The following is an 11550-nucleotide window of genomic DNA, read 5'->3' as shown; positions in this document are numbered from 1 at the left end:
CCGAAGCCTGGCAGCAAGCGAGCCAATCACGATGTTGAAACCATCGACTGGAGAGCCGTGTGCGGGAGAACCGCACGCACGGTTCGGAGGGCGGGGAGGCGAAGCCTTCCCGACCCCTATCAAAACCAGACCAGTTGGCTGTGAGCTCTTGTGGGAGGGAATTTATTCCCGATAGTGGTGGCGCCGAACCAACCCGGTCGCGAAGAGCTTGCTCTTACAATTTCCTGCCCATGGTTAACCTAGCCGCGATTCCTGGCCAGCCAGCGATCCAGGGCATTGGCGAACTCGCGGCGTTCGACATCGCCATAGCCGCTCGGGCCGCCGGTGTGCTCGCCGCTGGCGCGCAGAGTTTCCATGAAATCGCGCATCTGCACACGGGCACGGATATTGTCCGGGGTCAGCGCCTCGCCACGATTGGTCATGACCTCGGCACCCTTGTCGATCGCCTCCAGGGCGAGCGGCAGGTCGGCGGTGATCAGCAGGTCGCCGCGTTCGATGCGGCGGACGATCTCGTTGTCGGCGGCATCGAAGCCACTGGCCACCGCCAGCGGCTTGACCCAGCGCGAAGGCGGTAACGGCACCTGATGGTTGGCGACGAACCAGGCGCTGGTCCGAGTACGTTCGGCGGCGCGAATCAATATATCCCGCGCGGCGCGCGGACAGGCATCGGCATCGACCCACAGGCTGGGCATCGACAACTCCCGATCGGTCGGTTAAGCGGTGAATGAAAAGAAACTAGGCAAACCCTATCCGACGATGGTAGCATGCCCGCTCCTCGCATGTGTTGACCCCACCATCCAGCTGATTCGCCCCCATCGACTGCCAACGGGCAGGGGACGTCTCTCTCGCAAGGCGCACAGTTCGACTCGTTACGAGCGGCTGATGTGAAGCGCCAGGTGCATTGATGGAACGCCACAGTTGCCGACTCGGCCCCGGCGTGCAAGGTCGCCACACTGTTCGTCCGTTTCCGCATTCCGCGGTGACGCTAGAGAAGCGGACAGGATGCAGGTGCGACCGGTATCTCGTCACGTTGCCCAGTGATTTCAACGGCAACCAGCAAGCGACGCGGTGCCACGACAATTTCTCGCCGGTGACTGCCGGCCACTCAAGGTGTGATATGACCTCGACTTCTGTCGCCTCGCCGAGCTTCGGCGACCTGGCACTGCTGCCTGCTGTGCTCTCCGCCCTGGAAACCCTGGGCTATCAGAATCCGTCGCCGATCCAGGCGCAGACCATTCCTGCGCTGCTGGAAGGCCGTGACATGCTGGGCCAGGCCCAGACCGGTACCGGCAAGACTGCGGCGTTCGCGCTGCCGGTACTGTCGAAACTCGAACTGACCCGCCGCGAGCCGCAGGTGCTGGTGCTGGCGCCGACCCGCGAGCTGGCCCAGCAGGTCGCCGTTTCGTTCACCAAGTACGGCCAGAACCTCAAGGGTCTGGAAGTGGCCAGCCTGTGCGGCGGCCAGGAATATCGCGAGCAGCTCGGCGCGCTGCGCCGCGGCGCGCAGGTGATCGTCGGTACCCCGGGGCGGGTGATCGACCATCTCGATCGCGGTAGCCTCAAGCTGGACGGCCTGTCCGCGCTGATTCTCGACGAAGCCGACGAGATGCTGCGCATGGGCTTCATCGACGATGTCAAGCGCGTGGTCGCCGATACTCCCAAGGACGCCCAGCGGGTGTTCTTCTCCGCGACGCTGCCGGCCGAGATCGAGCGTATCGTCAATCGCTACCTGGTCGATCCGGTCAAGGTGGCCATCGAGTCCAAGGCCGACACCGCGGCGAGCATCGACCAGCGCTTGGTGCGTGTCGATGGCGGCGCCAAGCTGGAAGCGCTGTCGCGGATCCTCGAAGTCGAGCCGGTGGATGCGGCGATCGTCTTCGTGCGCACGCGTGCCGCCTGCACGACGCTGGTCGAGCAGCTCACCCTGCGCGGTATCAATGCCGCGGCGCTGTCCGGCGACCTGGATCAGAGCCTGCGCGAGCGCACGGTCACCCGGCTCAAGCGCGGCAAGATCGACGTGCTGGTAGCGACCGACGTGGCCGCCCGTGGCCTCGATGTGCCGCGTATCACCCACATCGTCAACTACGATCTGCCGCAGGACAGCGAGGCCTATACGCACCGTATCGGGCGTACCGGTCGTGCCGGACGTTCGGGGGTGGCGATCACCTTCGCCGGTGTCCGCGAGACCCGCAAGGTGCGCTGGCTGGAGCAGGCCACCGGCCAGACGCTGACCGATACGCAACTGCCCGACGAAGCGGCGATCCGCGCCCATCGTGACGAGCGCTTTCGCGAGCGCGTGATCGGCGCGCTGACCGCCGGCGCCGACGCGCAGCGCAGCCTGATCGAACGACTGATCGACGAAGGCCAGGATCCGGTCGAGCTGGCCTGCGCCTTCGCCGCCATGGCGCGCGCCGACGAGGCGCCCATCGGTCGCCTGCCCAAGCCGGGCGCACGCAACGATCGCGATAGCGCACCGCGCGACGGCAAGCCGCCGCGTCGCCGTGACAGCGGTCCCAGCGAGGGCATGACGCGCTATCGCGTCTCGGTGGGCCACAAGGATGGCGTCAAGCCGGGTCAGCTGGTCGGCGCGCTGGCCAACGAAGGCGGCATCGAAGGGGCGCGTATCGGACGCATCGATATCCGCAACGCCTTCTCGGTGGTCGAACTGCCCAGTTCGTTGCCGACCTCGATCCTCGCCAAGATGGCGCGTGCGCGGGTCGCCGGTCAGGCGCTGGAGATCGCCGAGGACCAGGGCGCGCCGGAGCGTGCCGAGCGTCCGGCGCGTCGCCGCAACAGCGATGACGCGCCGATTCGCCGTCGCTCGCGAGCCTGAGGCCAATGCCGGCTGCGACTTGACCCTGACGCTTGACCTAGACGCCGAGCGGTTACCACACTGAGGCGTAATCGCCTACGGAAACGCTGAATAAATAGGCGAGCGAAATAAAGCGCAAGGCGTACGGAGCACAGGAACCGGAGCATATGAGGTATATGTGAGGATTCCGAGCACCGCACAACGCAGCGATTTGCTCGCGCAGGCATTTATGCAGTGTTTCCTAAGGGTGGTTCGACACTTCAGCGGTAGAAGGAGGTGACAGATGGCCAAAGGCGATATTCGCAGCCGGCGTGGCAAGGTCGCCAACGGCTCGCATGGTCGGCGGCGGCCGAGCGATCAGCGCCAGGCCGAGCGCTACAAGCAGCGCGGTTACTGATCGCGACCGGTAATACGAGAAATGCAAACGGGGGTGGCCATTGGCCACCCCCGTTTTTTGTCGGGCCTGTGCCGAGCCGCGATCCGGGCTCGGCACAGGCCTTTCCCTCGAGCGTCAATTGCGGGCCAGCAACGACGCATCGTAGCGATTCTGGCGCTCGCTGTCGTCGAGCATGGCAATGCCTGTCGTCTCCCCATCGTTGGCCAGGCTGGCGAAGATCACCCGGTAGGCGAGCACCGCCTGTACATAGTCGCGTGTCTCGCGGTAGGGAATGCTCTCGACGAACAGGTCGAACTCGCGCGGGGCCTCGCGCAGCCAGCGATCGACCCGGCCGGGGCCGGCGTTGTAAGCCGCTACGGCAGCCAGGCGGTTGCCACTGTAGCGATCGATCATTTCGCGGATATAGCGACTGCCCAGGCGAATGTTGCTTTCGGGCTGGTAAAGCTCTTCGGGGGTGGGGGTCTTAAAGCCGTAGCGATCGCTGACGTCCTTGGCGGTCCCCGGCATCAGCTGCATCAAGCCACGCGCACCCACCGGCGAGCGTGCTTCGGGATTGAACGCGCTCTCGCGACGCGCAATGCCCATCAACAAAAACGGATCGACGTCGGCGCGCTCGCCCCACTCGCGAAAACTGGCCCGGTAGGCCGGCGGGAAGCGCCAATCGAGCGCGTCCCACTGCTGGGCGAGAATGGTGGTCTGGACTACCAGTGCGTACCAACCGCGGCGCAGGGCGTAGTCGGCCAGCGCACGGGCCTCCTCGTCGCTGGCCTGCTGCGAGGCGTAGTACCATTCGCTGCGCGCCAGCCCCGGCTCGTCGATGCGCATCAGCGCTGCGGTGCGCTGGACTGCCGGCCAATCGTCGACCGTCTGACGATAGGCGTCGTTGAATGCGGCGCGGTCACGGTTGAGCGCGTAGGGCTGGCCGAGCCGATCGGCGGCGGCGAAGCCGTAGAAGCTGCGTTGATCGGCGGCGGCGGCGAAGGCCTTCCTGGCCGTCTGCTCATCGCCGAGCTCATCCAGCGCGCGGCCCAGCCAGTATTGCCAGCGGGCATCCTGGCGCGGGTCGTCGGGCATCGCATGAACCCAGTCGATGACGCCGCGCCAATCGCGCTCGGCCAGCGCGCGGCGTACCCGCAATTCGAGCAGATCGCCGTCGGCCAGCCGGGTCAGGTTGGCGTCCACCCAGGCGCGATTGTTGTCGATCTCGCGGACCATCGAATAGAACGCCAGGTCCCTTGCGATGCGCTGACGCCGGGCGTCGCTGAGCGACAGCTGCGGGGCGATCTTGCGCCAGGCTTCGAGCGCGGCTTCGGTATCGGCGCGGGTGAACTGGGCCATGGCTGCCGTGAACAGCGCCGCGGCGGCGCCGTCGGGGCCGACATCGCGGGGCACCCGGGTGATGGCCGAATAATCCTTGCGCAGCCGCTCGAGGGCTTGTTTGGCGCCGCTCCAGCCGGCCGGCAGCTCGCCTTCCAGGTAGTCCATCAACCCGGTTTCGCCGGCTTCCCAGGCCAGCATCAGGCGCTGCCAGATCGCCTGTCCGCCGATCTCGCCGCGCGCGCGCAGCGTGTCGAACAACACATTGCATTCACTGGGCTGGGAGCGCCCGGTCAGCCACAGTTCGCGCCCGCCTGCGGCCGCCGCCGCCGGGTCTCGGTCGAGCAGGGCGGTATAGTAGTAGCATTGGCGGATCGTGCCGCGGGGTTCACCATCGCTGATCGCCAGCAGATCGCTGAAGCGCCCTGCCTGCCCATACTCGATTTCGGCGACGCCGCGCAGCCAGTCGCTGAGCGGCGAGTCGGCATAACGCGTCAGATAGGCGTTGACGGTCGCCGGGTCGAGGTTGGGCAGCCGTCCCCGCAGCCGGTGATATTCGACGTACCCGGCCAATACGTGATCGTCGATGGCGGCTTGATCGATACGGTTCCACTGTTGGTTGCGGGCGGCTTCCAGCGCGTTGCGCATGGCACGATCGGCGGCCTCGTCGGCGAGGGCCGGTAGGCTCAGTACTGGTAGGCTCAGCATCGGTAGGCTCAGTAATAGTGCGCTGATCAGCGCGAGCCCACGGCGGGGAACTCGAATGGGCATCGGCGACTCCTAGTGCATGCTTGCCTAGCGGATAGGGACTGCCTCATCCTCGCCGATAGCGCTGCACTTGAGTAGTGTTGTTTGGTATCCATGTACAAGTGTTCAGCGTTCTTGGCGGGTATTACACGACACGGGGAGAGAGCGAAATGGCGGGATTCAAGGCCTGGAATATCGCCGCGCGACTCAAAAGACGCGGCGGCGCGCTGGCGCAGATGGCGCGGGCGATGCGGCTGTTCGTCCCGATGTGCGGCGATGTCCTGAAAGGACGCTATCGCCCGGTGCCCTGGTCGGCGATCGGCTGGATGGCGCTGGCGGTGATCTATCTGGTTTCACCGCTCGATCTGATCCCCGATGTGCTGCTGCTGGTCGGGGTCCTCGACGACGTGGTGATCGTCGGCTGGTTGTTGACCCGCGTGGACGCGGCACTGGCCGATTATCGGCGCTGGAAGGGCATCGACATGCCGGTGCGACGCCCGCCGCCGCGCTGAGCTTGTCGCGCTTTGCGCCGGCAAACGCTTGAAATGCCTGCCCGGGGCCCCATATCGGTGACGGAACCGTCGTTCAAGACCATGAGTTCAACACCATGAGGGGCCGCTAAATGACCACCGCCACCCATGAAGAGACCCTTGGCTTCCAGACCGAAGTCAAGCAGCTACTTCATTTGATGATCCACTCCCTGTACTCCAACCGGGAGATTTTCCTGCGCGAGCTGATTTCCAATGCCGCCGATGCCGGCGACAAGCTGCGTTACCAGGCGTTGGACAACGACGCGCTCTACGAGGGCGACAGCGACCTGCGCATCGAGATCGAGCACGACGCCGAGGCCAACACCGTGACGGTGCGCGACAACGGCATCGGCATGACCCGCGAGGACGTCATCGCCAATCTTGGCACCATCGCCAAGAGTGGCACCGCCGAGTTCCTCAAGCAGCTTTCCGGCGAACAGCAGAAGGACGCCAAGCTGATCGGCCAGTTCGGCGTGGGCTTCTATTCGGCGTTCATCGTCGCCGACGAAGTCACCGTGCGCACCCGGCGCGCGGGCAGCGAAGCCGGCGTCGAATGGCGCTCGCGCGGCGAGGGCGAGTTCACCGTTGCCGATATCGACATGAACGCGCACGGCACCGAGATCACCCTGCATCTCAAGGACGACGCCAAGGAGTTCGCCGACGATTACCGGCTGCGTGCCCTGGTGCGCAAGTATTCCGACCACATCGACGTGCCGGTGCGCATGCCCAGGACCGAGACCGCCACCGACGATGACGGCAACGAGGTCGAGGGCAGCGAGGTCATCACCTGGGAGACCGTCAACGAGGCCCAGGCGCTGTGGGTGCGGCCCAAGAGCGAGGTCAGCGACGACGAGTACCAGGCGTTCTACAAGCACATCTCGCACGATTTCAGCGATCCGCTGACCTGGAGCCACAACAAGGTCGAGGGCAAGCTTGAATATACCAGCCTGCTCTACGTGCCCGAACGGGCGCCGTTCGATCTCTACGAGCGCGACGGCGCGCGGGGCGTGCGTCTGTATGTGCAGCGCGTGTTCATCATGGACGACGCCGAGCAGTTTCTGCCGCTCTACCTGCGCTTCATCAAGGGCGTGGTGGACACCAAGGACCTGTCGCTCAACGTCTCCCGCGAACTGCTGCAGAAGGACCCGCAGGTCGACAAGATGAAGTCGGCGCTGACCAAGCGCGCGCTGGACATGCTCAAGAAGCTGGCCAAGGACAACGACGCCTACCAGCGCTTCTGGAACACCTTCGGCGCGGTGCTCAAGGAAGGCCCGGCGGAAGACTTCGCCAACCGCGACAAGATCGCCGAACTGCTGCGCTTCTCGACTACCCACACCGATAGCGCGACCCAGGATCAGTCGCTGGCCGACTACGTGTCGCGCATGAAGGAAGGCCAGCAGAAGATCTACTATATCGTCGCCGACAGCTTCAACGCGGCCAAGTCGAGCCCGCACCTGGAGATCTTCCGCAAGAAGGGCGTCGAGGTGGTGCTGCTCCACGATCGCATCGACGAGTGGCTGGTCAGTCATCTCACCGAATACGACGGCAAGAGCCTGGCCGACGTCGCCAAGGGCAATCTCGATCTCGGCGAGATCGAAGGCGAGGAGGAGAAGCAGGCCCAGGAGGAAACCGCCAAGGCCAAGGAGGATCTGGTCAAGCGCGTGCAGGCGGCGCTCGGCGAGGATGTCCAGGAAGTCCGCGTGACTCACCGGTTGACCGATTCGCCGGCCTGCGTGGTGCTCTCCGAGAACGACATGGGCTTCCAGATGCGGCGCATCATGGAAGCGGCCGGCCAGCCGCTGCCCGAGGTCAAGCCGATCCTCGAGCTCAACCCCGACCATCCGCTGGTCAGCCGTCTGGAAAGCGCCGACGACGCCTCGTTCGGCGACCTGGCGCGGATCCTGCTCGATCAGGCGATCATCGCCGAAGGCGGGCATCTCGACGATCCGGCGGCCTACGTCAAGCGGCTCAACGCCATGCTCACCGCCTGAGCGATCGATTTGAGCCATGCCGACCCGGTCTGCCGTTCTGGCAGGCCGGGTTTTTCATGTCCGGCGCTTGCGGATGGCGGAAAAATCTCAGATTCCGACAATCACTTTATGCTCGTTGGTGGGTGAGGATGTCACTCGCTGTAGCGCTTCATTCGCGGCTGGGCGGTATAAATAACGAATTGCTTATGGCATTTATAACTCAAAGACACGGTTTGATTTTTTCCGAAAATACTATTTAAATCACTGGCTTATAACTTTATCATTGCATAAGTGGCGCATTATGACGTGCATAAGTGCATGATTATAATTAGTTTTTTATAATAATTTATTGATCTTTACAGTGCTTTGCGAAGAGACTGATAGCCAGGCTGCGATAAACAAGCTGACCGCTTGCCGTTTTCCCGTGTCTGTTATGTCACCGAAATCGTTTTGGAATTCCTGGCCGATTCAAGGAGCGAGACGAATGTGGACTGAACGTATGAATGTAGCCATGAACCGCAGTGAGCGCCGCCAGGCGGGAGGTTTGTCGTGAAGATCGGAGCACCCAAGGAACGCGCCGCGGGCGAAGCGCGAGTCGCCCTGACCCCGGAGAGCGCGCAGCATATCCAGAAGCTCGGGCATGAATGCCTGGTCGAGTCCGGGGCCGGCGTGGCGGCGGGTTTCAACGACGATGCCTACCGCGACGCGGGGGTCAGCGTGGTGGATGGCGCCGAGGCGCTGTGGCGCGAGGCCGAGATCGTCATCAAGGTGCGCGAGCCTTCCGAGGAGGAGGCCGACCGCCTGCGCCAGGGCCAGACGCTGATCGCGTTCTTCTGGCCGGCCCAGAACGAGGCGATGCTCGAGCGCTGCCGCGCCAAGGGCGCCAGCGTCATCGCCATGGACATGGTGCCGCGCATCTCGCGGGCGCAGAAGATGGATGCCCTGTCGAGCACCGCCAATATTGCCGGCTATCGTGCGGTGATCGAGGCGGGTAACCAGTTCGGGCGGTTCTTCACCGGCCAGGTGACCGCCGCCGGCAAGGTGCCTCCGGCCAAGGTGCTGATCGTCGGCGCCGGGGTGGCCGGGCTCGCCGCCATCGGCACCGCCACCAGCCTCGGCGCGGTGGTGCGCGCCTTCGACGTGCGCCCCGAAGTGGCCGAGCAGATCGAGTCGATGGGCGCCGAATTCCTGTATCTCGATTTCGACGAGAGTCAGGAGGGTTCCGAAAGCGGCGGCTACGCGGCGCCGTCGAGCCCCGAGTTCCGCGAAAAGCAGCTGGCGCTGTTCCGCGAGCAGGCCTCCGAGGTGGACATCGTCATCACCACTGCGCTGATCCCCGGCAAGCCCGCGCCCAAGCTGTGGCTCGAGGATATGGTCAAGGCCATGAAGCCCGGCTCGGTGATCGTCGACCTGGCCGCCGAGAAGGGCGGCAACTGCGATCTGACCGTGCCCGATGAGCGCATCGTCACCGACAACGGCGTGATCGTCGTCGGCTATACCGACTTCCCGTCGCGCATGGCCACCCAGGCCTCGCTGTTGTACGCCACCAACGTCCGCCACATGCTCACCGATCTCACGCCGGAAAAGGACGGCAAGGTCGTTCACGATATGGAAGACGATGTCATTCGCGGCGCCACGGTGGCCCACGAGGGTGAAATCACCTTTCCGCCGCCGCCGCCCAAGGTCAAGGCGATCGGCGCGTCCAAGCCCAAACCCAAGGAGAAGGAGCCCACGCCGGAAGAGAAGAAGGCCGCCGAACGCGAGGCCTTCAAGGCCCAGACCACGCGTCAGCTGGGGCTGCTCGTGGTGGGCGGTGCCGTGATGCTGTTGCTCGGTCAGGTTGCACCGGCCTCGTTCATGCAGCATTTCATCGTCTTCGCGCTGGCCTGCTTCGTCGGTTTCCAGGTGATCTGGAACGTCAGCCATTCGCTGCATACCCCGCTGATGGCGGTGACCAATGCCATTTCCGGCATCGTCATCCTCGGCGCGGTGCTGCAGCTCGGTTCCGGCAACTGGCTGGTCGGCCTGCTCGCCGGGATCTCGGTGCTGGTCGCGTCCATCAATATCGTGGGTGGCTTCCTGGTGACACGCCGGATGCTGGCCATGTTCCAGAAATCCTAAAGCCGCGGGGACACACAATGTTGGGTAATGAATTCGTTTCGGCCGCGGCAATTGCGGCAAGTGTACTGTTCATCCTCTCGCTGGGCGGGTTGAGTAATCAGGAAAAGGCCAAGCGGGCCGTATGGTATGGCATCGTCGGCATGGCCGTGGCGGTGTTCTTCACCATGTTCGGGCCGGGGGTGGGCGGCTACTGGCTGATGATTCCGATGATGATCATCGGCGCGATCATCGGTACCGTGGTGGCCAAGCGGGTGGAGATGACGCAGATGCCGCAGCTGGTCGCGGCGCTGCACTCGTTTGTCGGGCTGGCGGCGGTGTTCGTCGGCTGGAATGCCGACCTGGAGCGTACCCGGGTACTGGCTTTGCGCGCCGCGGGCGAGTCGCTGGACGGCTTGTCGGCCTTCGCCGCCACGCTGGCCTCCAAGACGCCGGCCGAGTTGACCTTCCTGCAGATCGAAGTGGTGCTGGGGGTGTTCATCGGCGCGGTGACCTTCACCGGCTCGATCATCGCTTTCGGCAAGCTGGCCGGCAAGATCGACGGCAAGGCGCGTCAGTACCCGGGCGGGCATTGGCTGAATGCCGGCGCGGCGGTGCTGTGCCTGCTGCTGGCGATCGCCTACCTCAACGGCGCCGGCTTCTGGACGCTGCTGCTGCTGGCACTGCTGGCGTTCTTCATCGGCTGGCACCTGATCATGGGCATCGGCGGCGCCGACATGCCGGTGGTGGTGTCGATGCTCAACAGCTATTCCGGCTGGGCGGCGGCGGCGATCGGTTTCACCCTGTCCAACGACCTGCTGATCGTCACCGGCGCGCTGGTCGGCTCTTCCGGTGCGATCCTCTCCTACATCATGTGCAAGGCGATGAACCGCAATTTCATCAACGTGATCCTCGGCGGCTTCGGGGCCAAGCAGAGCGAGGCTGCGGAGATCGAGGGCGAGCAGGTGGCCATCGACACCAATGGGGTGGCCAGCGCCTTGAACGACGCCGACAGCGTGATCATCGTGCCCGGCTACGGCATGGCGGTGGCCCAGGCGCAGAATGCCGTCAGCGAGCTGGTGCGCAAGCTGCGCAGCGCCGGCAAGCAGGTGCGCTTCGGCATTCACCCGGTGGCGGGGCGTCTGCCCGGGCACATGAACGTGTTGCTCGCCGAGGCCAGGGTGCCCTACGATATCGTCATGGAGATGGACGAGATCAATGAAGACTTCGCCGAGACCGACGTGGTGATCGTCATCGGCTCCAACGACATCGTCAATCCGGCCGCCCAGGAAGATCCCAACAGCCCCATCGCCGGCATGCCGGTATTGCGGGTCTGGGAGGCCAAGCAGGTGTTCGTCTGCAAGCGCGGCCAGGGAACCGGTTACTCGGGCATCGAGAATCCGCTGTTCTTCAAGGACAACACCCGGATGCTCTACGGCGATGCCAAGTCCAGCATCGACACGCTGGTGCCGCTGATCGAGTGAGCGCTACCCGGACGGTCGCCGCTGGCCGGCCGCCCGGGGTCTTTACTGCACGCATACGACGCCCCGGTTGGGGCGTTTTTCGTGTGCGCCAGGCATGGCGCGCAGCGCCTGAGTGGCGCTGTTCCCGAGGGTGGTGCCTCGGGATGACTTGGGGGTGAAAGTCCCCTGTACGCCCGGCAAGGGGAAGTACTAGCCG

The 11550-nt window shown here is 64.5% G+C and carries 8 protein-coding genes; 6 read left to right on the top strand and 2 right to left on the bottom strand.

The annotated features are described in order from the left end of the window. Window positions 1-239: 239 nt before the first annotated feature. Window positions 240-692: a YaiI/YqxD family protein gene (locus K7I12_RS16735; protein ID WP_031384487.1), complete on the bottom strand. Its 453-nt coding sequence runs from the start codon at window positions 690-692 to the stop codon at window positions 240-242. A 425-nt stretch (window positions 693-1117) separates the two neighbouring features. Here K7I12_RS16735 and K7I12_RS16730 point away from each other — a divergent pair, with 425 nt between their 5' ends. Together K7I12_RS16730 and K7I12_RS16725 are read left to right on the top strand one after the other, a co-directional pair. After that, entirely contained in the window at window positions 1118-2833 is a 1716-nt protein-coding gene (locus K7I12_RS16730) for a DEAD/DEAH box helicase (RefSeq protein WP_031384486.1), read from the top strand. A gap of 262 nt (window positions 2834-3095) precedes the next feature. Further along, on the top strand, window positions 3096-3209 hold the full coding sequence (locus K7I12_RS16725) for a 30S ribosomal protein THX (protein WP_231664747.1): 114 nt from the start codon (window positions 3096-3098) through the stop codon (window positions 3207-3209). 114 nt (window positions 3210-3323) lie between these two features. Here K7I12_RS16725 and K7I12_RS16720 read toward each other — a convergent pair whose 3' ends face one another. Next, a complete protein-coding gene (locus K7I12_RS16720) occupies window positions 3324-5234 on the bottom strand; it encodes a transglycosylase SLT domain-containing protein (RefSeq protein ID WP_231664746.1) in 1911 nt (636 codons plus the stop codon). A gap of 209 nt (window positions 5235-5443) precedes the next feature. Between K7I12_RS16720 and K7I12_RS16715 the strand changes: the two genes are divergently transcribed. The 4 genes from K7I12_RS16715 to K7I12_RS16700 all read left to right on the top strand — a co-directional run bounded on the left by K7I12_RS16715 (window position 5444) and on the right by K7I12_RS16700 (window position 11354). Then, on the top strand, window positions 5444-5785 hold the full coding sequence (locus K7I12_RS16715) for a YkvA family protein (RefSeq protein ID WP_031384483.1): 342 nt from the start codon (window positions 5444-5446) through the stop codon (window positions 5783-5785). A gap of 110 nt (window positions 5786-5895) precedes the next feature. Continuing rightward, entirely contained in the window at window positions 5896-7794 is a 1899-nt protein-coding gene (gene htpG, locus K7I12_RS16710) for a molecular chaperone HtpG (RefSeq protein WP_231664745.1), read from the top strand. 528 nt (window positions 7795-8322) lie between these two features. Further along, on the top strand, window positions 8323-9894 hold the full coding sequence (locus tag K7I12_RS16705) for a Re/Si-specific NAD(P)(+) transhydrogenase subunit alpha (RefSeq protein ID WP_231664744.1): 1572 nt from the start codon (window positions 8323-8325) through the stop codon (window positions 9892-9894). A gap of 17 nt (window positions 9895-9911) precedes the next feature. Next, window positions 9912-11354, top strand: a complete 1443-nt coding sequence (locus K7I12_RS16700; protein ID WP_231664743.1) for an NAD(P)(+) transhydrogenase (Re/Si-specific) subunit beta — start codon at window positions 9912-9914, stop codon at window positions 11352-11354. Window positions 11355-11550: the final 196 nt, after the last annotated feature.

This window comes from Halomonas sp. IOP_31 (assembly GCF_021151495.1).
Classification (GTDB): domain Bacteria; phylum Pseudomonadota; class Gammaproteobacteria; order Pseudomonadales; family Halomonadaceae; genus Modicisalibacter; species Modicisalibacter zincidurans.
This window is presented reverse-complemented; position numbering and strand designations above follow the sequence as displayed.

Excerpts from the sequence above, each read along its gene's own strand:
- K7I12_RS16735 (WP_031384487.1), bottom strand. The coding sequence starts at position 692 with ATGCCCAGCCTGTGGGTCGATGCCGATGCCTGTCCGCGCGCCGCGCGG.
- K7I12_RS16730 (WP_031384486.1), top strand. The coding sequence starts at position 1,118 with ATGACCTCGACTTCTGTCGCCTCGCCGAGCTTCGGCGACCTGGCACTG.
- K7I12_RS16725 (WP_231664747.1), top strand. The coding sequence starts at position 3,096 with ATGGCCAAAGGCGATATTCGCAGCCGGCGTGGCAAGGTCGCCAACGGC.
- K7I12_RS16720 (WP_231664746.1), bottom strand. The coding sequence starts at position 5,234 with ATGCTGAGCCTACCAGTACTGAGCCTACCGGCCCTCGCCGACGAGGCC.
- K7I12_RS16715 (WP_031384483.1), top strand. The coding sequence starts at position 5,444 with ATGGCGGGATTCAAGGCCTGGAATATCGCCGCGCGACTCAAAAGACGC.
- htpG (WP_231664745.1), top strand. The coding sequence starts at position 5,896 with ATGACCACCGCCACCCATGAAGAGACCCTTGGCTTCCAGACCGAAGTC.
- K7I12_RS16700 (WP_231664743.1), top strand. The coding sequence starts at position 9,912 with ATGTTGGGTAATGAATTCGTTTCGGCCGCGGCAATTGCGGCAAGTGTA.